At 43.1% G+C, this 26,768-nt stretch carries 17 protein-coding genes; 11 read left to right on the plus strand and 6 right to left on the minus strand.

Going from position 1 to position 26,768, the window contains the following annotated elements; genetic code table 11:
* Nucleotides 1-243: 243 nt before the first annotated feature.
* Nucleotides 244-1,131: an MlaD family protein gene (locus tag ACYQ0C_RS06485; protein ID WP_016276968.1), complete on the minus strand. Its 888-nt coding sequence runs from the start codon at nt 1,129-1,131 to the stop codon at nt 244-246.
* A 21-nt stretch (nt 1,132-1,152) separates the two neighbouring features.
* Nucleotides 1,153-2,382, minus strand: coding sequence for an N-acetylmuramoyl-L-alanine amidase family protein (locus ACYQ0C_RS06490; RefSeq protein ID WP_016276967.1), 1,230 nt, complete (start codon nt 2,380-2,382; stop codon nt 1,153-1,155).
* A 157-nt stretch (nt 2,383-2,539) separates the two neighbouring features.
* On the opposite strand from ACYQ0C_RS06490, the gene ACYQ0C_RS06495 reads away from it, so the two are divergent.
* Complete coding sequence (locus ACYQ0C_RS06495) at nt 2,540-3,499, plus strand: BASS family bile acid:Na+ symporter (RefSeq protein WP_016276966.1); 960 nt, start codon at nt 2,540-2,542, stop codon at nt 3,497-3,499.
* A 377-nt stretch (nt 3,500-3,876) separates the two neighbouring features.
* On the opposite strand, the gene ACYQ0C_RS06500 is transcribed toward ACYQ0C_RS06495, so the two are convergent.
* The 3 genes from ACYQ0C_RS06500 to ACYQ0C_RS06510 form a co-directional block, all read right to left on the minus strand.
* Complete coding sequence (locus tag ACYQ0C_RS06500) at nt 3,877-5,091, minus strand: hypothetical protein (protein ID WP_016276964.1); 1,215 nt, start codon at nt 5,089-5,091, stop codon at nt 3,877-3,879.
* 132 nt (nt 5,092-5,223) lie between these two features.
* On the minus strand, nt 5,224-6,048 hold the full coding sequence (locus tag ACYQ0C_RS06505; protein WP_081642412.1) for a carboxymuconolactone decarboxylase family protein: 825 nt from the start codon (nt 6,046-6,048) through the stop codon (nt 5,224-5,226).
* 236 nt (nt 6,049-6,284) lie between these two features.
* Nucleotides 6,285-8,708 (minus strand): beta-N-acetylhexosaminidase, encoded by a 2,424-nt coding sequence (locus tag ACYQ0C_RS06510; protein ID WP_016276962.1) that lies wholly within the window; start codon nt 8,706-8,708, stop codon nt 6,285-6,287.
* A gap of 200 nt (nt 8,709-8,908) precedes the next feature.
* Between ACYQ0C_RS06510 and ACYQ0C_RS06515 the strand changes: the two genes are divergently transcribed.
* Complete coding sequence (locus ACYQ0C_RS06515) at nt 8,909-10,000, plus strand: acyltransferase family protein (RefSeq protein ID WP_016276961.1); 1,092 nt, start codon at nt 8,909-8,911, stop codon at nt 9,998-10,000.
* 24 nt (nt 10,001-10,024) lie between these two features.
* Nucleotides 10,025-10,585 (plus strand): RNA polymerase sigma-70 factor, encoded by a 561-nt coding sequence (locus ACYQ0C_RS06520; protein ID WP_016276960.1) that lies wholly within the window; start codon nt 10,025-10,027, stop codon nt 10,583-10,585.
* A 109-nt stretch (nt 10,586-10,694) separates the two neighbouring features.
* On the opposite strand, the gene ACYQ0C_RS06525 is transcribed toward ACYQ0C_RS06520, so the two are convergent.
* Entirely contained in the window at nt 10,695-12,065 is a 1,371-nt protein-coding gene (locus tag ACYQ0C_RS06525) for an OmpP1/FadL family transporter (RefSeq protein WP_016276959.1), read from the minus strand.
* A gap of 381 nt (nt 12,066-12,446) precedes the next feature.
* Between ACYQ0C_RS06525 and ACYQ0C_RS06530 the strand changes: the two genes are divergently transcribed.
* The 8 genes from ACYQ0C_RS06530 (at nt 12,447) to ACYQ0C_RS06565 (ending at nt 26,763) form a co-directional block, all read left to right on the plus strand.
* A complete protein-coding gene (locus ACYQ0C_RS06530) occupies nt 12,447-13,769 on the plus strand; it encodes an MATE family efflux transporter (RefSeq protein WP_016276958.1) in 1,323 nt (440 codons plus the stop codon).
* A gap of 98 nt (nt 13,770-13,867) precedes the next feature.
* Nucleotides 13,868-15,190 carry a signal recognition particle protein gene (ffh, locus tag ACYQ0C_RS06535; RefSeq protein WP_016276957.1) on the plus strand — a complete coding sequence of 441 codons (1,323 nt, stop codon included), beginning with the start codon at nt 13,868-13,870 and terminating at the stop codon, nt 15,188-15,190.
* 118 nt (nt 15,191-15,308) lie between these two features.
* On the plus strand, nt 15,309-16,190 hold the full coding sequence (gene folD / locus ACYQ0C_RS06540; protein ID WP_016276956.1) for a bifunctional methylenetetrahydrofolate dehydrogenase/methenyltetrahydrofolate cyclohydrolase FolD: 882 nt from the start codon (nt 15,309-15,311) through the stop codon (nt 16,188-16,190).
* 257 nt (nt 16,191-16,447) lie between these two features.
* Entirely contained in the window at nt 16,448-18,376 is a 1,929-nt protein-coding gene (locus tag ACYQ0C_RS06545) for a glycoside hydrolase family 97 protein (RefSeq protein WP_016276955.1), read from the plus strand.
* Between the two features lie 33 nt (nt 18,377-18,409).
* On the plus strand, nt 18,410-21,511 hold the full coding sequence (locus tag ACYQ0C_RS06550) for a SusC/RagA family TonB-linked outer membrane protein (RefSeq protein WP_016276954.1): 3,102 nt from the start codon (nt 18,410-18,412) through the stop codon (nt 21,509-21,511).
* Nucleotides 21,512-21,539: 28 nt separating this feature from the next.
* Nucleotides 21,540-23,174, plus strand: coding sequence for a RagB/SusD family nutrient uptake outer membrane protein (locus ACYQ0C_RS06555; RefSeq protein ID WP_016276953.1), 1,635 nt, complete (start codon nt 21,540-21,542; stop codon nt 23,172-23,174).
* A gap of 93 nt (nt 23,175-23,267) precedes the next feature.
* On the plus strand, nt 23,268-25,277 hold the full coding sequence (locus ACYQ0C_RS06560; protein ID WP_016276952.1) for a glucosidase family protein: 2,010 nt from the start codon (nt 23,268-23,270) through the stop codon (nt 25,275-25,277).
* 7 nt (nt 25,278-25,284) lie between these two features.
* Nucleotides 25,285-26,763 (plus strand): hypothetical protein, encoded by a 1,479-nt coding sequence (locus ACYQ0C_RS06565; protein ID WP_016276951.1) that lies wholly within the window; start codon nt 25,285-25,287, stop codon nt 26,761-26,763.
* The last annotated feature ends 5 nt before the right edge of the window (nt 26,764-26,768 follow it).

Raw genomic sequence — 26,768 nt, forward strand, 5'->3', positions numbered from 1 at the left:
TTAAAGAGTAATCTCTTTAGTTTCAGTAACTTATAAAAACCCTTATCTAAAGGATTCTGAAACATCTTTTTTATTTGATAATTGACTGATTTCTAGTTGACTATCATTTAAAATAAGCTTTTATTTATTTTAAATGAAATAAGTCTACATAGCATTTCTGCCCTATTTGCAGTCATTTACTGAAAAATGGTAAGAAAATGGTTTTGTGGACTTATTTAGAATCTTTTTAAATTGATAAATTTGTTACTTGTCTTTCTTGCCAAACAAGGAGAAGTGTACATAACGTTTAGGATGCGCTTTCAAATCCTCCAATAATGTTGCGGCATTTGCTGTCGTCGCACTCAGATTTTGGTAGAGGGCAGGATCATTGAATAGCAATCCGATGCTGTTATCCTTGCGGTTAAGCTTTTCTGTCAGCATTTGTACATTATATAAAGTAGAATCCACCTTATTGAAGGTTGAAGCATAATCAATCCCTTTCAAGTTGTCACTGATAACAAGGAAATTATCGGCAATTGTGTTTAGTTTCCCTGTGAGTTGCGGAAAATCCTTTTGCATTAATATATTTAATTGGCGTGTTGCCACGTCCAGATTGGCCGTCAGTTTTTCTGCATTGTGTAGAGTTGCACCCAATGCAGGGTCAGCCAATATTTTGTTTAATGAGTGCAGGATAGAGTCCATTTTAGGCAACATCTGCTCTATTTGAGGGACTAACTTTTCTTCTGCGGCTCCCATAAGTCCGGCATTGGTCTTACCGGGCAGTGTGTCACCCGGTTGATAGTATTCTGTAGAATGAAAGTTAAGGAGTAGGTTCATTTTCACCGTCCCCAGCATTTCTGTAACTAATTCTCCTGCACTTCCTTTGGGAATACGCATTTCCTTGTCCACTTCCACTTCTACTGTGACATGTCCCGGTTTGGCATAGTTGTAATTGATGCTTCTCACCGTGCCCACTTTGTAACCATTGGCAAAGACGGGGCTTGATCCGGCTAATCCGTTTATATTTGTATATTCTACATAATAGTAGTTGGCAGATTGGAACATATTTATTCCTTTCAGGTAGTTTATACCAAAGATCAGCATAGCCAATGCGGTAATGCCTATTAATCCTATTTTTACCTCTTTTGTCATTTCAATTATACCTTTTATATATTATCTATTCTTTTTAAATTCTTTGATGGCTTCGTTTACATTCATCTTCTCTCCATTTTTGAAAGCGATAATGAAAGCGTCCTTAAACTTAGGAGTAATATTACGTTTCATACGTAGGATTTTATTATAGTCGGTACTTTCTCCGTAAGTATATTTATAAAGTCCTTTTTCGCGATAATAGCTGACAGGTGATACACCTTTCAACTGCTTGCTTCCTTTGGGTAATACTTTGTTTGATACCAGAATCTGTATTTTGAATACAGGCTTGGCAGATGTCCGGGCTTGGATGTCTGTCGCTGTTTTCCGCGTGGCGGGCAGAGGATTTCTGGCAACTTTGTCAGATTCCGTTGCAGTGTCAGGCTCCGCTGTTTGTTCTTCTGCCGTTGATTCTTCCGGTTTGTTTTCCGGTTCCGGCAAGTCTTGTTCTTGTACTCTGCTGCGACTGGCGGGGGCGTCATGTTCACGTTTGTAGTTGAGGAACGCTTTATAAATACTGTTGGACAAGGTTGTCGTTCCGGCATCGGATAGCAGATATTGTTCTTCATCCGGTGTCGAGATATAGCCTAATTCCACCAAAACGCTGGGCATGGAAGTGGCACGTAGAACTAGAAATCCGGCTTGATGTACCCCTTTGTCTATCCGCTTGGCTGTGCTCTTGAATTGTTTTTGGATAAGAGTGGCTAATTTTACACTCTTCTCCATATTTTTGTCTTGTACAAACTCAAAAATAATATAGCTTTCAGAAGAGTTCGGATTGAATCCCGCGTAACGTTGCTTGTAATTATCCTCTATTAGGATAACCGAGTTTTCCTTTTTGGCAACTTCCAGATTCTCTTCAGTACGGTGGAGTCCTAATGTATAAGTTTCTGTTCCCCGTACAGTTCTTCCACGGGCTACAGAATTGGTGTGTATGGAGATGAATAAATCCGCCTTGGCATTATTGGCTATTTGTGCACGACGGTCTAAAGGGATAAAGACATCTGTCTTCCGGGTATATATCACCTTTACATCATTACAGTTGTTTTGGATTAACCGGCCTACCTTCAGTGCTACATTCAGATTGATATTCTTTTCTTTTCCACGTCTGCCGACGGCACCAGGATCATGTCCGCCATGACCGGGATCAATGACGACTACAAAATCCTTTCCCTTTGCCGCCAGGCAGAAACAGGGGAGGACCAGCCACAGGCTACACAACAGGAATATTATTTTAAGTCTATCGGTTTTCATATTAATTAAGGTGCAAATGTAGCGATTTTTAGTGAAAACTCGGCTTTTGTCTTTAAGTTTTGCGCTTTTTATTCGAAACATGCCACAAAACCCGAAAAATAGACGAGTGTTTGGACTAAATTCTTTTATTTTGCACTCCAAAATAAATAGTGAAAAGATGGATTTGCTTAAGTTTATGAAGAATTGGACGTTACCTCTGGCTATGCTTGCAGGGGTTATCGGCTATTTTGTTTTTGCCAACTTCACTTTTCTGGAGCCGGCAAAGCCATTTATGAACAGGTTGGTTTCTTTTTTAACTCCTGCCCTTATTTTTGCCCAATTATTGCTTACATTTTGTAAAATAGAGCCAAAGGAATTAGTTCCTGGAGCATGGCATGGCTGGTTGTTGGCTATTCAAGCCGTTTCTTGTGGCATCATTGCGCTGTTGTTGATATTTTGTCCGATGGACGAATCTTATAAGGAGATATTTGAGGCGGCTATGGTTTGTTTGATTTGTCCTACTGCCACGGCAGCGGCGGTGATTACGGGAAAACTGGGTGGAAGTGCTTCCAGTCTGACTACCTATACATTGCTTTCAAATATTTTGGCTGCAATAGCGGTACCTTTGGTCTTTCCATTGGTTGAGCCGCATGCGGAGGTCACTTTTGGCATTGCTTTTCTTAAGATTTTAAGTAAGGTTTTCCCTTTGTTGCTTGCACCGTTTTTCATCGCTTTATTATTTCGTTATTATATTCCCCGAATTCATAATTTTTTACTGGAATATCATACTTTGGCTTTTTACTTATGGGCGGTAGCATTGACCATTGTAATGGGGCAGACCACTCGTTCATTGGTTAACAGCACGGCTGATGTAACGGTGGAGATGTTGATTGCTTTTGCCGGTCTGGTTACTTGTTGTTTGCAATTTTATTTTGGTAAAAGAATAGGCAGTGTATACAATGACCGTATAAGTGCGGGGCAGGCATTGGGACAGAAAAATACAGTGTTGGCTATTTGGATGGCGGTTACGTATCTTAATCCTTTGTCGTCTGTCGGGCCCGGTAGCTATGTGGTGTGGCAGAATCTCTTCAATAGTTATCAGTTGTGGAAAAAGAGAAAAAATGAGATGAAAGATTGAATAGCAACTATATACTTCATTATATGCAAATGTTTGGTACAATAAAGCATATAGTTGCGGGAAAGAATTCATTGAACGAAACTTTTAGTGTGTTTCTTGTGGAAATTCATAAAAATGTCCTATCGCTTCTAACTATTCCTCCCATAGAGTTTTGCAAAACTCCGGGAAGTGGAAATTGCCCCATCAATGCGATTCGTGATTTTGCCAACCGTCTCGTCGAAATGAAGGATACGGAAGCTCTTCTATATTTATACCAAGAGGTGTTAAAACTCTCTCTTTGAAGAAATCACCCCTGCTACAGCTATTTGTCGCAGGGGTGAAACTTTCTGTTTGGGCACTATGACACCCTCTTCTTTTTATTCCTTATTTTTTGTTTTTTAGAACATGAATAATGCTGTTGCTACCAGTCTGTTGTTTGAGACAGAATGAGTATCGGTGATTTTCCCGTTAGAACTTTTCATGGAACCATACCATGCGGAAGTAAGATTATACTCAACTCCTAGTTTCCAGTGAGGTACATTGTAAGTAAGTTCAGCGCTGGTGCTTACCAATTGGTCCACGTTGGTTCCTGTACCATACATTTTACTTACTTCGTCACTCGTCCCTAAATTTTTCATATAACCTAAAAAGACAGCCGGTTTCCATTTTTTGCCGTATGCAATGTTCAGCCATGAACTGGAATTGCGGTTGGGGGAGTACTCTTGCTCACCCGTACGTGCATCAATGGATTTTATACCGTATCCGCCCAGCATGGATACTTGGGTAAGGTTAGATCCCAAGATGCTTTTTGCTGCCACATACCATAGAGGGGAAGTATATTTCATGTGAATTTCGTAAGACAGAGAAGTGACACGTTCGTCCACTTTATAGACTTTGTCTTCTACCACCGACTGGGTGCGCGGTTTTAATGAGATCATTTCAATGCCTGCTCCCACTAACCAGTTGCTTCTTTTGTAATCCGCACCGATATAGATTTCGGGTGTACAACTTCCTTTTATGTATTTCTGGCTTTTTCCGTCAGGACCTTGGGACAGGTATTGGGATTGCCAGATAGCCGCGCCTGTCAGCTGTACATCACCGGTCTTGTAGCGGAAGCGTATTTGCGGGGCACGGCTGAATGGCTGGAAGGGAGCTCCCATATTCAGATTCAGAATTTGTGGGGCGACATCACCGTACAGCGGATGCCACGTTTGTCCCAGCAGTAAAGCTGTTTCTCCCCAATCAAGGTTCAAATAGGCATGGCGCAGACGTACAGTGGAGAAGGTTGTTCCCGATCCGCGGAAGTCCATTTCTACTTTTGCGGAAGTCTTTGCTCTACCCAGCCTGGGCCCTTGCACATCTACTCCCAAACGGGTGTATAAAGTGTAAAAGCTTCCATTCGCTGTCGCATTCAGGTCTTTACCAGCAGAGTCGTATACTTTGTCTTTGGGATACATATAGAAGAGCCCGTCAACAGTTTCTTCATTGGCACGACTATTGTAATAAAGATCGGTGCGGACTTGTCCGTAGAACTTGTAATTGAAATCTTTGTCTTGAGCAAAGTTGTTTGCCGACAGTAGTAAAAATGTGAATAAAAATAAATATTTTCTCATAATTTAAAGGGTTGTTATAAACAGTCGGCAAAATTACATAATTTATTTGAAAATAACACGTGTGCCTTGATAAAAGAGTCGTGCCGTCCGCATATAAAGCCTGCACCGATATAAATTATTTTTTCAGATCATTCAAGGCAGCATTTGGATTTTGTCGTATTCTTCGTCGGTTACGGGTGCCAGCCATTCATTGGATGTGTTTTCTCCGGAAAGTTCGAATGCGAGGTGTGCGAACCAACTGTCGGCTGCTGCACCGTGCCAATGTTTTACGTTGGCAGGAATATGGATCACTGTGCCGGGAAGGATCGCTACAGCAGCTTTTCCTTCCTCTTGGTACCAGCCACGACCGGCGACGCCAATAAGCATTTGCCCGCCACCTTGAGTTGCGTGGTGGATATGCCAGTTGTTGCGACAGCGTGGTTCAAAGGTGACATTGGATATGTTCACCTGTTCACGTGAGATGGGGGCGAGGTAACTGTTGCCGGTGAAATATGCTGCATAAGCGGTGTTGGGTTCTCCGACAGGAAAAATCATTTCGCGTTGGAATCTGGCTTTCTCATCTTTACCGGAGGTTTCTTCGTTCCATACTTCTTTGGCAAGGCGGAATGCTGCCCATGCTTTCGGCCATCCTGCATAGAAGCCGATGTGGGTGATGATCTCTGCAATTTCCGTACGCGTAATGCCGTTGTTCTTGGCTGATTGGAGATGGAATGTGAGCGAGCTGTCCGTTATCCCTTGACTGATGAGTGAGGTGATTGTAACCAAACTGCGGTCACGAAGACCGAGTTGATCGGTGCGGCTCCATACTTCTCCAAAAAGAATGTCGTCATTAAGTTCCGCGAATTTAGGAGCGAATGTTCCCAATTGGTCGCGTCCTGCTGTCTGTTTGATTTTTTCTTGCGCCATACTGGTTGTTGTTAAAATACTGAATGTTAAAAGTAAAATGATTTTGTTCATAGTGTTTATCTTTTCAAATCTTTTAATTCTATGTACAAAAGTATGGAATTGCAAGAAATGGCATAGTACCCGGATTACAGATTCTTATACCATTTTTCCTGTTTTATTCGTTGTGCTGTTTAAAATGAAATTCCATTGTCATCCGGCTAAGTTTTCAATCAGGAGATAGAAAACAAGGTTTTGAACCGGATAACAATGGAATTCAATGCTCTTTGATATAAAACGAGTATAGATGATTAATAGATTTCTATCTCGTCCAAAGCTATCATACTGGGCACCTCGCTCTTGTCGTGCGGACTATAGCAATCTATTCCATTACGGATTTTGCCTCCGCTTGTAAATTCTATCTTCACTTTGACAGCTTCTTGTGCGGGGAATTCTATTTCTTCATCAAATCCTTTGAACGTATTTTCTTTTATATTATATGTAAACTTCTTTTCGGCTACTTGTTCAAATTTGCCATCCGGTACACAAACATAGACTACGGCTTTGCTCACCGGCAATATTCCACCTGCTGCGTTATACAGTGTACCGAATCTGATTTTATGGATGGCAGTTTTTTCAAAGTTTACTATAAAGGTCACTTTGTCGTTATTGTCCGGGCGGATACCTACCCACGGAGTGGATGAGGCATTATTTCCACGTTTCCCGTTGGTCAGTCCTAAAGTCACCGTGTCAGCGCCCAATACGTCATTTTCTCCTAAAATATCCCCTTTCATTCCTTTGGGTTCAGGCGTGATTTCATATTTCTTTCCACTGATTAAATTCTTGTAAAGCTGTTTATGAGTAACTTTGCCGATGGGTTCGCCGTTGACGAAGGCGGCGGCTTTCAAGTCGTATGTGCCGTCCAATGGGAATGGATGACTGTACAAGCTGGCATGTACGGACGGTTCCTCACCATTGGTTGTATAATAGATTTGTGCTTCCGGACAGAATGTTTCCAGTTCCACATTCAGTACACCTTCTCGGGTGGCGCGGGTATTGATGTTTACATCAAAGAAATTGAGACAGGGTTTTACACCCATTGCTTCCAGACGTTTGAAATCTTCAACCATGCGGTTGCAGAATGAAGCGAAATTCTTTTCCTTCATCGGAGTCCATCCGGTTTCGGCTATGGCGATCAGGCGCGGGAAGATTTGATAATCACGGTTAGTCTCGGTTGGCATATATTCTGCCCAGCAGTTGGCTTGTACACCGATGATGTGCTGTTTTACCTGGCTGTCTGCATCAGTCGGTACGGGATTATAGCTGTATGTCTTTTTCAGTGTATTGTATCCGCCGATAGTGACAGGAGCTATTTCCGGCTCTTCCTGGTAATGGTCAAGGTAAGCGTAAGGATTAGGAGTCATGATGGCGTCATGTCCGGCCTTGGCTGCGGTTATTCCTCCTTCCACGCCACGCCATGACATCACTGTGGCGTTGGGGGCGAGCCCTCCTTCCAGTATTTCGTCCCAACCGATGATGTTACGTCCTTTGCTGTTCAGATACTTTTCCACACGGCTTACGATATAACTTTGTAACTTCTCTTCTTTCGTATGTTTTCTTCCGTCTACGGGATTGGGGGTGATGTCATTTTTCAATCCCAGCTTGCGTATCAGTTTCTGGCAATGTCCACATTGTTCCCAGGCTGTTTTAGGACATTCATCACCACCTATATGTATATAGGAGCTTGGGAATAATTCCACCACTTCGTCCATGACTCCCTCTATAAACTGGAAGAATGTGTCGGTGGGGCAAAATACCTGGTCGAACACCCCCCACAGCTTGCATACTTCGTAGGTGCTGTCCGGAGTACAGGACAGTTCCGGGTAGGAGGCGATGGCGGCCAGGGCATGCCCCGGCAACTCTATCTCCGGAATGACAGTGATATACTTGCTTTGAGCGTATGCGATGACTTCTTTTATTTCCTCCTGCGTGTAAAAGCCTCCGTGGGGCTTGCCGTCATATTTGAACGGATAGTGGGTATAGAAATAATCCACCATGGTTTCTGAACGCTGAGAGCCGGTTTCAGTCAGTTTGGGGTATTTTTTGATTTCAATTCTCCAGCCTTGATCATCGGTAAGATGCCAGTGGAAGGTGTTCATCTTATGTGCGGCCAGTACATCTATGAATTTTTTGACATAATCTACGGATGCGAAATGACGGCATACATCCAGCATGGCTCCGCGATAGCGGAATGCAGGGGCATCTTCTATTTCGACACAAGGTACGCTCCAGTCGGCATTACGTGCTCTATCCTTATTATAGATATCGGCCGGCAGCAGTTGGTACAGGGTCTGTAACCCATAATAAAATCCGTTAGGCGCTGATGCACTAATCTTTATCAGTTGAGGGGTGACCGATAACTTATAGGCTTCATTCTCCATGCCCGGGATGCTGTCAAAAACAATGGTGGGTACGTTTTCATGTAACTCATCGGCCGGTTTCAGTTTGAGACCGGCTATATCCAGAAGGATGGTTGACAGACCGGAGGCGATGTTTTTCACTTCTTGTGAGGCGTTGACAACGATAGGGACATCGCTGTTCAGATAAAAACGTCCCTGCTGTTCATTCATGGTCACAGGCAGTGGGACTACATTGTACTCATTGATTACTTCTTTCATTTGGCATCCATACATTAATAACCCAACGAAAAATACTAGCAGACTCTTTTCCTTCATAATAAATTTGTGTTAAGTTTTTAAATAAAGGGGGTATAGAAATTCTTTGCGGACAAAAATAGCAATAAAAACGGAATAAACATGTTTTCCGGGGAGATTAATATGTTTAGAATATCAAAATATTTTTCACAGATTTATTTCTTTATTGCTGATAGAATACTATCTTTGTCCGAGTTAACCAATTTATTAATCTAACACACATGACAGCAAATACCCCCAAACGATTGCTTGCTCTTGACATTTTGAGAGGCATCACTATTGCAGGCATGATTCTTGTGAATAACCCCGGTTCATGGGGTTATGTATATACTCCTCTGGAGCATGCCGCCTTTAACGGATTGACCCCCACCGATCTTGTTTTCCCTTTTTTTATGTTCATTATGGGAATATCCACTTATATCTCTTTGCGGAAATATAATTTTACTTATTCCCATGCTACGTTACGGAAGATTGTGAAACGTACAGTCGTTATTTTTTGTATCGGTCTGTTTCTGAATCTTTTGGCCAAGTCGGTTTTTGCACATCATCTGAATTTTGAGGAATGGCGCTATTTGGGAGTCATGCAGCGGCTTGCTATAGGATACGGCGTGACCAGTCTGGTTGCTATAACGGTGAGGCATAAATATTTTCCCGTTATCATTTTGGTGACTTTGGCCGCTTATTTTCTTTTATTGGCTGCGGGAGACGGCTTCAACCTGTCGGAAACCAATATTGTGGCCCGTTTTGATGCATGGGCATTGGGTACATCCCACATGTATCATGAGGGAGGAATGGCGTTTGACCCGGAAGGACTGTTGAGTACGGTTCCTGCGGTGTGTCATGTCATGGTAGGGTTTTATTGTGGAAAGTTATTGCTTTCTGCTAAAGATAATGGCGAGAAGATACAGCGGTTGTTTTTGGTGGGCACTATACTCACATTTGCCGGCTTTTTGTTAAGTTACGGCTGTCCCATCAATAAGAAAGTGTGGTCGCCTACTTTTGTCATCACAACTTGCGGGCTGGCATCCAGCTTTTTGGCTTTGCTTATCTGGATCATTGATATGAAAGGCTATCAGGGATGGTGCACTTTTTTCCGGTCGTTCGGAGTGAACCCTTTGTTTATCTATGTGTTTGCGGAAATAATGGGGATTGTATTGGGCGCTACAGGAGCAAGCACTTTTATTTACGAAAAGGTGCTGGCTCCGGTGCTGGGAAATTATCCCGGCTCGTTGGCATACGCTTTGTTATATATTATATTTTGTTGGAGTATTGTGCATATTTTATACAAAAAAGGTATTTATGTCAAGATCTAGAAACGGAAACAGAAAATTAGTTAGATGAAAGAAACGAAGAATGTTTTTATGTCAGAACTGACGGAGGTGTTTAATAAACGTCAGCAACAGTTTATTCAGTTTGCCTGCTCATACGTCAGAGACAGGGAAGAGGCTGAGGATATTGTAATGGGGGCTTTTACTAATGTGTGGGAGCACCGGAATGAATTACAGGAAGATACCAATATTTCCGCGTTGCTGTTGACTGCCATAAAAAATCGTTCGTTGAATCATTTACAACATTTGGAGGTACGTATGCGTGCCGAGCAGCATATAGGAGATATGCGGCAGAAAGAGCTGGCTTTGCGTATCTCGACTTTGGAGGCCTGTGATCCCGACAAATTGTTTTGTGATGAGATTCAGGCTTTGGTACAGGAAGCCATCAGCGAACTGCCTCCTACAAGCAGGGAGGTGTTTGTCTTGAGCCGGATGAAGAATATGCCAAACAAGGAAATTGCTTTGCAACTGGATCTTTCTGTAAAGACTGTGGAATTTCATATTACCCGGTCGCTGAAACAGTTGCGGGTACGGCTGAAGGATTATCAGTTTCTTTGGAGCTTTTTATAAGGACTGTTTTTCTGTTTTCAGGGGTGGCGCAAAATGATTGCGGAATCATAAAAAAATAGGGCGACGCTTTCTTCTTAGCGTGCCCTGAATTTGTTTTGTATGTTAAGGATCAGAAACTATAATCCGCACTTAAACCGAACACTTTGTTAGTACGGCTGTATACGTTTGTTCCTGGTAATTTGGTTCCGTTATAGTTTGAAGATGTTTTGGTATAATCTTCATAATTAGTCCACATGTAGCCTACATTCAAATTGAGATGTTGGTTCATTTTTACTTTCGCTCCGAATCCTAAAGTGTAAGAGTCGCAAGAGAAACTAGTATCTGATTGGAAACCATCAGACAACCCATAATCTGTAATTTGTCCACCGCAACTGAGAGTCAGCTGTTTGGTTACATCAAATTCGATACCTGCCAGATATTCATTGGTTCCTTTGGTCAGGAATTTCTGCTTGTCGTTTGCCATACCTGCATTTTTGTCATCATAGAAATGGTATTCTACAGAAGCGCGCAGTACCGGAAGGAATTCGTAGGCGGCTGCAATGGAGAACATGGCTGGGATGTCATTGGGGGTGTTTACACCGTGTTTGTAGGGAGCTACCATGTCTTCGGCAGTAGAGGGATAATCTAATTTGTGGGTGTTGTTTTCAATATTCAGATTCGTCTTGAAATCGTATTTGGCACCGATGTTAAGTTTTCCTAGCTTGGCATCCACGCCGATAACAGGAGTAAGCCCCCAACCTGTCTGGTCGCAATCCAAGGCGAGTGGCAACAGATTGGTATCGGTTCCTTTCACTATGGCATTCAGAAATCCTTTATAACCACCTGTAAAATAGTTCATGCGGCCTCCGCCGAATACAGAAAGCCATTCGGTGGCTTTGTAGGATAACCCTAGCTGCAACGAGTAGATGTATTGTTTACCGTCCATGGCGCTTGTGATATCGTACATGTTGGGAGTCATTATCGGCCTCTGCCCTTGGGACTCTTGGTATTTTTCCACACTGCTTTGGAAGATACCTGCCATGGCCGAGGCATCGAATATAGGCAATCCGTCGTCAAAAGACGCTTTTCCACCTCCGGCGGTAATTGCAAAAAAGCCCGAAATAGTCCAATCTCCTTTTTTATAGGCTGCGAACAGACTGGGGATAACCGGTGCGGAAGCTGTTCCTTCATAATATTTTTCGAAAGGTTTGTCTGCCACGGTAGGACCTGTGGCGCTAACACCGCTGTATGTCATAAAGCTGGCATCAATATTTCTCGTCTGGTAAGCACTTTGAATGCTCAGTCCTACATGGAATCCGTCTTTGGGCAAGAAAGACAGTCCGGCAGGATTAGACAAAGCACCATCTATTTCTGTAGTAGCACCACGGGATAGCATACGAAGAAAAGCTGCATGTTGATTTGTATTGGTCAGGATACCTCCTGCGAAAGTTGAATTTGAAACGATTAGCGTCGCTGCGCCAATGAATAATAGTTTCTTCATTTATTACTTGATTTTTTTGTTTGCGGGCGCAAAGGTAGGATAAAATAACACACGGACAAACCTTTTGTGCAATTATTTGTGTGATCTATTGAAAAAATCAACTGTTTCAATGGAAACTATTTGCCTGGGTGCTGAATATTCTTTTAAAAGCTTTTGTGATTGTACGAGTTGTGGAATGAGGGGGAGGATCTGGTGATCACGACTTTGGGGTAAAATGATTTGTTTTCTATGTTATCCACTTTTTTCTGATACATTTGTTCCGGAACACCTGTCCGCTAAATAAATTCTTTGTCTGTTTACGGATTCTTCACTCCATTCAGAGTATGGGATTGAAAAGAATATAGTATCTTTGTAACCCTTTTACTCAATGCAAATTTTTATATGTACACCAACAAAGAAATATGGAATGTAAGTTATCCGATCTTTCTCGGACTATTGGCGCAAAACATTATCAATGTGACGGATACGGCTTTTCTGGGCAGGGTAGGAGAAGTTGAGTTGGGAGCTTCCGCCATGGGCGGGTTGTTTTACATCTGTGTCTTCACCATTGCTTTCGGTTTTAGTATCGGTTCGCAAATTCTGATTGCCCGTCGCAATGGAGAAGGCCGTTACAAGGATGTGGGTCCCGTGATGATACAAGGGGGAACATTCTTGTTAGGACTGGCGGTGGTGCTGTTCGGGCTGACGCGTCTGCTGGCCCCGTCTATAGTCCGTCTGCTCATTTCGTCCGATTCCATCTTCGATGCTACGATGGAATTCCTCAACTGGCGTATCTTCGGCTTTTTCTTCGCTTTTGTCAATGTGATGTTCCGTGCGTTGTATATTGGTATCACACGTACTAAAGTGCTGACCATGAATGCAGTGGTCATGGCATTGGTGAATGTGTTGCTGGATTATATGCTGATATTCGGTAAGTTCGGAATGCCGGAAATGGGGATTAAGGGTGCGGCCGTCGCTTCGGTGATGGCTGAGGCTGCTTCGTTGGTTTTCTTTTTGATTTACACCTACGCCAAGGTCGATTTCAAGAAATTCGGATTAAATCATTGGCAGCGGATTGATTTTTCTTTGTTAGGAAGAATTTTGAGTATATCGTGCTTTACTATGGTGCAATACTTTCTGGCCATGGCTACCTGGTTTGTCTTTTTTATCGCGATAGAACGGTTGGGGCAGCGTGAGCTGGCGATAGCCAATATTGTGCGTAGCATCTATATCGTGATGCTCATTCCGGTTCAGGCATTGTCTACCACAGCCAATTCCTTGGTCAGCAATCTGATTGGTGCGGGAGGAATAGCTCATGTCATGCGTTTGATTTGGCGTATAGCCCGGATGTCGTTTCTCATTATGGTGGTTTGTGTGGCGGTGGTGGTGCTTTTCCCTCATGCCATGCTTTCGGTTTACACCAATGAACCGGCGCTGCTGGTGGAGTCTGTGCCTTCGTTGTATGTCATTGCCGGAGCGATGATGATTGCATCGGTGGCGAATATCTATTTCAACGCCATTTCGGGCACGGGGAACACACAGGCTGCTTTGGTGCTGGAGATGGGAACTTTGGTATTCTATACCCTTTACATTCTGTGGATAGGCATGGTGGTGAAAGCACCGGTTTCGGTTTGTTTCTCCATAGAGGTGGTTTACTATAGTTTGTTGTTACTGAGCAGCATTATTTATTTGAAAAAAGCAAAATGGCAGAATAAAAAGTTATAAGGTTCATAAGTTTTTTGTATTTTTGCACCCTGTTGTTATTCTGGATACTGGTGAGGGATAGCAGACAATCATAATTCGTAATTTATAATGAAAGATATATGTTCGATAATTTAAGTGAGAGACTGGAACGGTCTTTTAAGATTTTGAAAGGTGAGGGGAAAATCACCGAGATTAATGTAGCGGAAACGTTGAAGGATGTGCGTAAAGCTTTGTTAGATGCTGACGTGAACTATAAGGTCGCCAAAAGTTTTACTGATACAGTGAAAGAAAAAGCCTTGGGGCAGAATGTGCTTACGGCTGTGAAGCCCAGCCAGTTGATGGTGAAGATTGTACATGATGAACTGACAGCATTGATGGGTGGCGAGACTGCCGAGCTGGTGCTGGAAGGTCGTCCGGCGGTTATTTTGATGTCCGGTCTGCAAGGTTCTGGTAAGACTACTTTCTCCGGTAAACTGGCCCGTATGCTGAAAACCAAGAAGAACCGTAAGCCGCTGTTGGTGGCTTGTGACGTCTATCGTCCTGCTGCTATCGAACAGTTGAGGGTCTTGGGAGAGCAGATCGAAGTTCCTGTATATAGCGAATTGGATAGTAAGAATCCGGTGCAGATAGCATTGAACGCTATTCATGAAGCGAAGGCGAAAGGTTATGATTTGGTCATTGTCGATACAGCCGGTCGTCTGGCTATCGACGAGCAGATGATGAATGAGATTGAGGCGATCAAGAAAGCGGTCAATCCGGATGAAACACTGTTTGTGGTCGATTCCATGACCGGTCAGGATGCGGTGAATACCGCCCGTGAGTTTAATGAACGTCTGGATTTTAACGGTGTAGTGCTGACCAAGCTGGACGGTGATACCCGCGGTGGTGCCGCCCTTTCTATCCGTACTGTTGTGAACAAGCCTATCAAGTTTGTGGGTACCGGTGAGAAGTTGGATGCTATTGACCAGTTCCACCCGGCGCGTATGGCAGACCGTATTCTCGGCATGGGTGATATCGTGTCTTTGGTGGAACGTGCACAGGAGCAATATGACGAGGAAGAGGCAAAGCGTCTTCAGAAGAAGATTGCCAAGAACCAGTTCGATTTCAATGATTTCCTGAGCCAGATTCATCAGATCAAGAAGATGGGTAACCTGAAAGAACTGGCTTCCATGATTCCGGGTGTGGGTAAAGCGATTAAAGATATTGATATCGATGATAATGCCTTCAAGAGCATTGAAGCGATTATTTATTCCATGACTCCGCAGGAACGTACAAACCCCGAAATTCTGAACGGAACCCGCCGCACGCGTATCGCCAAAGGTAGTGGAACCAGCATTCAGGAGGTGAACCGCCTGCTGAAACAGTTTGACCAGACCCGCAAGATGATGAAGATGGTGACCGGCAGCAAGATGGGTAAGATGATGCCGAAGCTGAAAAAATAACACCTAATAATATATAAGAAGGAGGAAGCGCGAAACTTTCTCCTTTTTTTGTTATGTCGGGTGGCTCATTTGTAGTATATTTGCTACTCAATGACTCATTTATAAGTAAACAGATAGTATGCAACTGATTGATGGAAAAGCTATTTCGGAACAAGTGAAGCAGGAAATTGCTGCCGAAGTTGCCGAAATCGTAGCCAATGGCGGCAAGCGTCCCCATTTGGCTGCCATCCTCGTGGGACACGACGGGGGAAGTGAAACATATGTAGCGGCCAAGGTAAAGGCTTGCGAAGTATGCGGTTTTAAATCCAGCCTGATCCGCTATGAAGCGGATGTGACGGAAGAAGAGCTGCTGGCGAAGGTTAGAGAACTGAATGAAGATGCGGATGTGGACGGTTTCATCGTACAGCTTCCGTTGCCGAAACACATTTCGGAACAGAAAGTGATTGAAACGATTGACTACCGCAAAGATGTGGACGGTTTCCATCCCATCAATGTGGGACGTATGTCTATCGGTCTTCCTTGCTATGTATCTGCCACCCCCAATGGTATTCTGGAATTGCTGAAGCGTTATAACATAGAAACACAGGGAAAGAAGTGTGTGGTATTGGGACGCAGTAATATAGTGGGTAAGCCGATGGCCAGCCTGATGATGCAGAAAGCTTATCCGGGCGATGCGACCGTCACTGTTTGTCACAGCCGCAGCAAGGATTTAGTGAAAGAATGCCAGGAAGCGGATATCATTATCGCCGCATTGGGACAGCCTAATTTTGTAAAGGCGGATATGGTGAAAGACGGAGCGGTGCTGGTGGATGTAGGTACCACCCGTGTGCCGGATGCGACCAAGAAGTCGGGCTTTAAACTGACTGGTGATGTGAAGTTTGACGAAGTGGCTCCGAAGTGTTCTTATATCACTCCGGTGCCGGGCGGCGTAGGTCCTATGACTATTGTTTCGCTGATGAAGAATACATTGCTGGCCGGAAAGAAGGCTATTTATAAGTAAGAAAAAACTTCAGAATATCATTAGAAAGGTGGAGGCTGTATGAAAACAGTATCCACCTTTCTTTATTTTAAAATAATGATATAAATTATTGTTAGTCAATTTGTTATGCTCTACGCTTGTACAATAGAGATAGTATTTTGTACAATAGAGACAGTGCTTTGTATGCTATTTCTAATACTTTGAACGATTCATACCATCCTCTTTTCATATTCCAGATACATTTGCCATCACAATGTTCAACCTATAAAATTAAGAATATGAAAAAGACTTTATTATGCCTGATGATGGCATGGGGAAGCTTGGTTTTTGCCGAAAACTACACGGTTAATTCCCCGGACTCTCGTATTACAGTGAATGTGGAAACAGGAACGAATACCACTTATTCCGTTACCTTTCATGGGAAAGTGATTCTGAACCCTTCTCCCATTTCCATGACATTCGACAATGGAACCGTTATCGGAAGAAATATGGAAGTGAAGAAAGTGGAGCGTTTTACGCAAAACCAAGTATTGAAACCGGTAGTGCGCCAGAAGAGCGAACAAATCATTGACCATTATAATGAAATGGTGTTGGATGCGGATCGTTATAAATTGTATTTCCGTGTCTATAATGATGGATTGGCTTACCGCTTTCATACAGATTTTCCGGATTCCTTGAAAGTGCTGAATGAAGAAGTGACTTATTGTTTTCCGGAAGATTATAATACGTTGTTTCCTGAAGAGCGCAGTATGCTTTCTGCTCAGCAGCCGTTATTCAAACCGATGAAACTCTCGGAAATCGGTACAGATCGTTTTTGCAGTACTCCTATATTAATAAAAGTAGATGAGAATGCCCGTATTTTTATCAGCGAATCTGACCTGGAAAGCTATCCGGGAATGTTCTTGCGTAAGCAAGGTAAAAACGAGCTGGCCGGCAAGTTTGCCGCTGTCTCATTGGAAGATTATAAGACAGACGACCGCCAGATATTTCCGACCAAGCGTGCTGATTACATTGCCCGGGTAAATGGCACACGCAATTATCCTTGGCGTGCGATGATTGTTGCCGAGAATGATGCTAATCTGATAACCAACCAATTGATCTATAAGTTAGCTCCGGAAGCAGAAGGCGATTATTCATGGGTACGTCCCGGAAAGATAGCATGGGACTGGTATAATGCGTTGATTTTAACAGGAGTGGACTTTAAATGTGGTATCAATAATGACACTTATAAATATTACATTGATTTTGCTTCAAAATATGGGATAGAATATGTGGTGATTGACGATGGATGGTCGGAAGCATGGGATGTGACTAAAACGATTCCTGAAATCAATATGGAAGAGTTGGTGGCATACGGAAAGAAGAAGAACGTGGATTTGATTTTATGGGTGTCTTGGGCGCCGTTCCGCGAAAAGATAGACGAGGCTTTTGATAAGTTCAGCCAATGGGGAATTAAAGGTATCAAGATGGACTTTATGAACCGTGATGATCAGGAAATGGTGGACTTTTATTATGAAGTGGCCAGGAAAGCTGCCGCACACAAGATGCTGGTGGACTTTCATGGAGCTTACAAACCGACAGGATGGTTGCGTACGTTCCCCAACGTACTGACTTCGGAAGGTGTGGCCGGATTGGAAAACCATAAATGGGGGAGCTTCGTGACACCGAAACATAATGTTACTTTGCCGTTTACCCGTATGGTGGCAGGTCCGATGGACTATACGCCGGGCGCCATGATTAACTTCCACGAAAAGGATCATAAAATATGGTTTAATTTACCCGCTTCTGTGGGTACTCGTTGTCATCAATTGGGTATGTATGTAGTCTATGAAAGTCCGTTGCAGATGCTTGCAGACTCTCCTTCCAACTATTATCGTGAGCCTGTTTGTATGGAATTCTTGTCTCAAGTGCCGGTGGTATGGGATGAGACACGCGTATTGAAAGCTTCTGTAGGCGAATATGTGATAGTGGCCCGTCGTCATGGGGATGCATGGTATATCGGCGGAATGGCAGGCGAGAAAGGACAGAAATTTGAAATCGACCTTGATTTCATAAAGGGAAACAAAATCCTGACTTACTGGGAGGATGGTGTCAATGTGGACATGAATGCCAATGATGTTGCCCGTCGGACACGGAAGGTGAAGCAGGGAGATAAAATTACGATAACAATGTATGATGGCGGTGGTTATGCTGCTGTTATCAAATAACAGTTTTGTTAAACTTAATATTTCTAATCTAAAATGAACACTTTAAATTCTAATTCAAAAAGTAAGCATATCCTGTTGGCTGGAATGCTTAGCTTGGGAGCTATGACGGCTTTTGCTGCTCCATCCTTGAGTGGTGAGATGCTGGCTTCGTATTCTGTTTCTCAGCAGAATCAGACGGTGAAAGGAGTGGTGGTTGACAAAAGTACCGGGGAACCGATTATCGGAGCCAATGTTGTTGTCAAAGGAACTACGAATGGAGTAATTACAGATTTTGACGGTAACTATACCTTGGAAGCTCCTATAGGCTCTATCTTGGTTATTTCGTATATCGGTTATCAGCCTATAGAAGTAAAAGCAACTGCGGGCGTTCAGCAAATCCAGTTGGGTGAAGACACGCAAGCATTGGAAGAAGTAGTCGTAGTGGGATACGGTGTACAGAAGAAAGCGACTGTTACCGGGTCTGTGTCCACGGTGAAAGGTAGCGATTTAAAAACAACAGGTACGGCTAATATAACCAATACATTTGCCGGAAAACTACCGGGGGTAATTGCTACTAACCGTTCAGGAGAGCCGGGAAATGACTATTCAGATATATTGATTCGAGGTAAGGGCTCATTGAATGACAATTCCCCTTTGATTGTGATAGATGGGGTTGCCAATCGGGGCGGGCTAGAGCGAATTAATCCGAGCGATATCGAATCCATCAACGTATTGAAAGATGCTTCGGCTGCTATTTATGGGGCACAGGCTGCGAATGGTGTCATTCTTGTAACTACCAAACGAGGTACATCAGACAAGCCTACTATTACTTATAACGGATCATTCACTTTGTCGCAAAATACCCGTACACCGGATTTGATGAATGCTTACCAGAATATGACTTGGACAGACGAAATCCGTCAAGGAAACGGGCAGGCTCCGCTGTATGAAAATATAAAAGGAGGTTATCTGGATGGTACAATCAACCGTGATCAGTATGGAGATACAGACTGGATGAATGTGGTTTTTCGTGGGGCTGCTCCGCAGACCCGCCATTCGCTTAGTATTAGCGGAGGATCGGAAAAAGTCAAATTTTATGTATCCGGTGATTATTCCTATCAAGAACCTAATTATAGAAATACGGCCTTGGACTTCCAAACAGGTCAAGTGCGTTCGAATATTGATGCGCAAATTACAAATAATTTGAAAATAGGTGTGGACTTGGCTGCCCGCAGGGAAAAACGTAATAACTCGGTTATTCCTACTGAAAGCATTTTCTGGGAGGCTTTTATGGCATATCCATGGTTGTATGATTATTATCCTAACGGATTGCCGGGACCGGGTTTGGCAAATGGTAATAATCTGGCTATTTTGGTAGCAGGAAAAGAAACCGGTTATAACAGGGTGAATGATACTTTTGTGGATTCCAAGTTCTCCTTTGACTTGAAATTGCCTTGGATTACAGAAGGGCTTTCTTTATCGGGTTATGCCGCATTTGACTATCATGCACGCGAGCAGAAACAATTGTGGGATGTATGGGATACATACGATTATAATGCCGATAGTGGAGAGTATATCAAGAAGACCACTAATATGAATGGTAATAACATCAGCCTGCGTCAGGATCATGATGACAATGTGACCAAGACTTTCCATTTGAAACTGGATTACCAGCGGACATTTGACGATCATCGGGTAGGAGCATTTGTTGCTTATGAACAAAGTAAATATGAAGGTGAAAACTTCTATGGATGGCGTGGATATTATTTGAGTAACCGTCCTGATTATCTGGATTTTGGTGCAGACAAAGAAAAGACAAACGGTGGAAGAGGGTATGTCACTGCCCGTCAGAATTTCTTCGGACGATTGAACTATGCTTATAAGGAACGCTATATGTTTGAATTTACATTGCGTCGTGATGGTTCCATGAATTTTGCTTCCAATAAGCGTTGGGGTACTTTCCCGGGTTTGTCTGTGGGATGGCGTATGAGTGAGGAAGATTTTATCAAGAATAATTTTTCATTTGTCAATGACTTGAAATTGCGTGCTTCCTGGGGAAAATTGGGTAATGACAGGGTGGATGCTTTTCAATATATTAGCACTTACAATATGCAGAATGGAGCTATTTTAGGTGAAACTCCCAATATAAATAAAGGATTTGTACCGGGACGTATTGGTAACCCTGATATTACTTGGGAAAAGGTGGATTCTAAAAATATTGCATTGGATGGTAACTTGTGGAACAGTCTGTTAGGATTTACTGTGGAATATTTTTATCAAAACCGTACGGATATCCTGACTCCGAAACAAGCTTCTATTCCTTCTTATACCGGTCTGGTATTACCTGACCAGAATATTGGTGAGGTAAGCAATCAAGGAGTGGAATTGATGTTGAGCCATAGAAACCGTGTGAACGATATTAACTATTATGTATCGGGTAACTTTACTTTTACCAAGAATAAGATTAAATTTTTTGATGAGGCGGCTAATACTCCTGAGTGGCAGAGGAGAACCGGACACTCTATCGATTCATGGTTAATGTATAAGACAGATGGTATTTATCAGACATGGGACGAGGTGAATAGTACCCCGCATATGGCTAATGCACAGCCGGGTGACATCAAGTATGTGGATATTGATGGAGACAATGCGATTACTGACAATGACCGTATCCGTAGCAAATATGGTAATGTTCCACAGATTGTTTACGGTTTGAATATGGGTGTTGAATGGAAAGGTCTGGAATTCAGTATGCTATGGACCGGACAGGCTAGAGCGGAACAGATGATTGTACCTTATTCTTATAATCTGGATAAAGAATTCTATAATCATCGTTGGATATCGGCTGAAGAAACTCCTGATGCAAAATATCCGAGAGCTTTTGATAAAGATGATTATGAAAATACCAGATGGAGTGATTTCTGGTTATATGATGCTTCATTTATTCGTTTGAAAAATGTGGAACTGGCTTATACATTCCCTAAATCTTTTGTAGAGAAATTAAAGATTCAGAACTTGCGTCTGGTATTGACTGGAACGAATTTGCTGACCTTTGACAAGGTGAAAATTCAAGACCCGGAATCGGATGCGACTTCTACAGGTCAGAAATATCCTCAAGCCCGTACTTATACATTCGGAGTTAATGTCAGTTTCTAATTAGTAACCTTTAAGTTTAAGAATAAATATGAAAACAACCATATTGAAAAGTACATGCATTGCCTTGTTGATGGGAAGTATGTTTTCTTGTGATGTACTGGATGTAGAACCATTGGATTCGTACACGGAAGATGGCATTTTTACAGATGCCAATCTTACTGAATCTTATGTGACTATGAATTATACAAAACCACGTAACGGATGGAGTCGTAGCTCGTTGAGATTTGTGTGTGATGAATCTATGGAAAACTTCAATTGGGCCGGCGCGTGGACTATTAATACGGGAGGCATGACTCCCGACCAACTTGGTGGACTGAATATCTGGTCGGATTATTATACCAATATAAAGAATTGCAACATATTCTTTAGTAATATGGATAAGGTGGAGACAATAGATGAACCGAGAAGAAGCTGGTTGATAGGTGAGGCTACTTTTTTCAGAGCTTATTACTATATGGAATTAGTGAACAATTATGGAGGAGTACCCTTGATTACCCGCTTGTTTGAGTTGGATGATCCCGAAATGATGATTAAGCGTGACACTTATGAGGATTGTGTGGATTTTATTGTTTCTGAATTTCAGAAAGCGTCCGAACTGTTACCGGAAAAATTTACAGGTGAAAACTTCGGACGTGTAACGAAAGGGGCGGCTTTGGCCATGAAAGCACGTATGCTGCTTTATGCTGCAAGTCCGTTATGGAATCCGTCTGATGATAAAAGCAAGTGGGAGGCTGCCGCCAAGGCTGCGGAAGAGGTGATGGCGTTGGGATATTCTTTGGATGCCGATTACAAAGAACTTTTTCTTGATCCGATGAGTCCTGAAATTATATTCCAGCGTTTGTATAATACGGAATTCGGTCATTGGTATGATTGGTATAACAGTACAAATGGTTGGGGTGGATATTCCTGTACCGCTGTGTTGCAGGAAATGGTAGATAGTTATGAAATGGAAGACGGAACTATGCCGGATCCGGCTCTATATACCTCTGCTACAACAGATCCTTGGGCCGGACGTGATCCTCGTTTGTATGCTTCTGTAGTGTGCGACGGACAGTTGTTCAGAGGTACGGAAACCGAATTCTGGGTAAATAGTGACGGGAAAACGGGTGGTGTTGATAGTGAGTTCGGTAGAGATGCATGGAACTATTCTAAAACACATTATATCATCCGGAAATTTATGGATGAAAATCTGACTAAAAGCTGGTCGGACAAAGGAAAGCAACCGTGGGTTTATTGCCGTTTGGCAGAAATCTATCTGAATTATGCGGAAGCCATGTATCATTGTGGCAAGGAAGATGTAGCACGTGAATATGTAAATTATATCCGTAAAAGAGCACGTGGGGGAAGAGAAGATATTTTACCTGATGTGACTGAAAGCGGAGAGGCTCTATTGGCCAAAATCCAACATGAACGTAAAGTGGAACTGGCTTTCGAAGAACATCGTTTTTATGATGTGCGTCGCTGGAAAATTGCAGAAAAAGTGGATAAAAGTGTTTTTCATGGTATAAATATTACCAAACAGGCGGATGGCACAAAGAAATATGAGTTATTTGAAATTCAAAAACGTGATTTTGTAGCTCCTGCTCATTATTTGCTTCCTATTCCACGTTATGAAATTCAAAAGAATGACTTATTGGAACAAAATCCGGGTTACGATAAATAGGTAGAGGTATGATTATATGACGAATTCCGGGAACGTGTGATGATGTTCCCGGAATTTTATCTTATTTTGTGAATCTCAGAAATTATATGAATTATGCATAAAGTAAAAGCGATTTTTTTAGCGGCCTGGATGTTCCTGGCTGTATCTTCTTCTTTGGCTATGAAGACCGGAGAGTCTCGTTGGCAAATGTTGGCGGATGGAAGCATTGAATGGATGCCCGGCAAACAAATTCCGCATGATGACCACATCGAGATGAGTGGAAAACAAGTGTCTGTCGTTTTGCGCTATGGTGTGAATGCGGAAGGGGAATTTGTGATAAATAAAAGTATGGTATGGCCTTTGTTACGTACCATTCCCAATAATACTCATGCCAGTTTGATGAGACGGTTCGACTGGAATCCGTTAGATTTAGTGACGGTTAATGGCAGAACCATCAACGGAGAGAAAGTGGAAAAGATCCGTTTGAAGGGGATGTTGGCTGTGGAGAGTTCGTATAACGGCGGATGGTATGGGCAATGCAAAGTGATACGGGAGTATTTGCCTTCGGTGGACCAGCCCGCATTGGTTGAGAATTATTTCTTGATCAATACGGACAAGAAACCTATGTCCGTAGAAATTCCGGTAACCAATGACAGGTTGTTCACCGATCCGCAAAAAGGAGTGGACGGTTCTTATCTTATTGAAATGAAAATGGATAGAAATGGGTATTTCTCCATACAACCGGGAGATACGCTGGCTTTTAGCGCTTATATTATCGGATATAAAAAAGGACAGCCCGCATTGGCCATTAACGGACAGCAGGAGAAACTGAAACGAATGGAGGCGGTAACTTCATGGATGGACAATCTGGTGCTCGAAACCCCTGATCCGGTTATTGACCGGATGTTCGCTTTCTCTAAAATCCGGGCTTGTGAGAGTATCTATGAAACTCAGGGAGGGCCTATGCACGGACCCGGCGGAGAATCATATTATGCAGCTATCTGGGCTAATGACCAGGCTGAATATATCAATCCTTATTTCCCCTTTACAGGCTATGATTATGGAAATGCATCGGCATTGAACTCATTCAAGCATTTTGCCCGTTTTATGAATAATGAATGGAAACCTATTCCCAGTTCCATTGTGGCTGAAGGGCTGGATATCTGGAATGGAGTAGGAGACAGAGGGGATGCGGCTATGATCGCTTATGGAGCGTCCCGTTATCTGCTGGCCCGTGCAAGCCGTGAGGAAGCGGAACAACTGTGGCCGCTTGTCACCTGGTGTTTGGAATATTGTAATCATAAACTGAACAAAGAGGGAGTGGTGGCTTCGGATACGGACGAATTGGAAAATCGTTTTCCTTCGGGAGATGCTAATTTGTGCACTTCTTCCCTTTATTATGACGCTTTGATTTCTGCTGCCTGTCTGGCACGGGAACTGGGTAAAGGGAATGCGGGTGCTTATCGTAAACAGGCTGCCGTATTGCGTAAGAACATTGAAAAATATTTCGGTGCCTCTGTGGAAGGCTTTGACACGTATGCTTATTATAAGGGGAATGACATTTTGCGTTCGTGGATTTGTATTCCATTGACGGTGGGTATAGATGAACGTGCCGAGGCTACTATAAATGCGCTGTTCTCACCACGTTTATGGACGGAAAACGGATTATTGACACAGGCAGGAAGTGATACTTTCTGGGATCGTTCCACGCTATATGCCTTGAGAGGGGTATATGCGGTGGGAGAGACGGAAAAAGCGACAGAGTATTTGCACCGTTATTCCACTACCCGGTTGTTGGGAGGGCATGTGCCTTATGCCATTGAAGCATGGCCTGAAGGTGGCCAGCGTCATCTTTCTGCTGAAAGCGGCTTGTATGGACGCATTATCACGGAAGGTATGTTTGGCATTCGTCCTACGGGTTTCAAAAGTTTTACTCTTACTCCTCGTCTGCCGGAGGCGTGGAATCACATGGCATTGAGAAGAATCGGGGCGTTTGGTGCTGAATTTGACATTGAAATCCAGCGTTTGTCCAATAATAGGCTTCAAGTGAAGATTATAAATGGAAACAAGATACAACAACACGTAATGAAAGCCGGAAATACACTTTCCATTCAATTAAAGTAAGTATAAAATGAAAAAAGCGATATTATTGGGAGTTACAGCTTTGTGCATGGCAGGTTGTAGCTCATCTTCAAAAGAGGACGCTATTCAGAGATTGCCGTCGGACCAGGTATCAGTATTCACCTCTTCGGACAAGCAATTGGAAAATGCGTACAATTGGGCGAAAAAAATGGCATTGTCATACGCACATGATCATAGTGACCCGGTAGGTTACTGGTACGAAGCCGCATTACCGCAGCGCGAGGCTTTCTGTATGCGCGATGTGTCTCATCAGTCGGTGGGAGCCCAGATTTTGGGCCTTACCGCGCATAATAAGAATATGTTCACGCGTTTTGTGGAAAATATCAGTGAAGAAAAAGACTGGTGCACTTATTGGGAGATAAACCGTTATAATAAACCTGCACCGGCTGACTATACCAATGACAAGGAATTCTGGTATAATCTGAATGCCAACTTTGATGTGATGCAGGCTTGCCTGAAAATGTATCAATGGACGGGAGATGCCGGTTATCTGACAGACCCTCTTTTTACGAACTTCTATGAAAAGTCTGTGAACGAATATGTGCATCGCTGGGCTTTGGAACCGGAAAAGATAATGGATCGCCCTCCTTATATGAATCAGCCTGAGGACTTTAATCCGAATAATAACTTTCATACTTGCAGGGGGCTGCCTTCGTATGTGGAGAATTTCCGTGGACTGACGGTTGGTGTGGATTTATTGGCTACGATGTATGCGGGTTTTAATGCATACGCCGAAATGGCCGGATTGACGGGGGATGATGTGAAGATGACAAAAGGAAGAATCCAGGCGGAAGCATACCGGGAAATCTTGGAGAACAGGTGGTGGAACCCTGACAGTTCTTTTTATCAGACTTTTTGGACGGAGGATCAGAAGTTTCACCGGGGGGAAGGAGTTCCTTTTATTCTTTGGTTTGACGCGTCTGAAAATCCGGACCGCATTCGTGCCAGCGTGAAGGACATTTTGAGCAGAGAATGGAATGTGGAGAATATGTCAGCATTTCCCGCCCTTTTTTATCGTTTGGGGTATGATGATGAGGCTTATTATTTTCTTGTAAATCTGCCTCACATGAACAGGTCTGAGTATCCTGAAGTGTCTTATGGTATCATTGAAGGTACGGTGTGCGGGGCTATGGGAGTCAAGCCTTTGGCTAGTGAAAGCAGTGTGGCGACTTGCTCGCGTCTGACGGGCGATTCCCAAAAGGCGGAAATTAAAAATCTTCCTGTTTTTGATGGATATATCACCGTGAAGCATGGAGGCAGGACGAGGACTGATATAGAGAATAACACTTCTAAGGAATTGACATGGAGGGTTGCTTTTATGGGGGATTATTCTCAGATAAAAGTGAACGGGAAGATGCATGCCCCGACCTTGTTGAAAGACATTCGTGGAAATCTGATTTCTGAAGTTTGCGTATCCTTGCCTGCCCACTCTAAGTTAAGTGCGGAAGTTCTAACTAATTCAAACTAACAGAT

It is taken from the genome of Phocaeicola sartorii JCM 17136 = DSM 21941 (assembly GCF_054653615.1).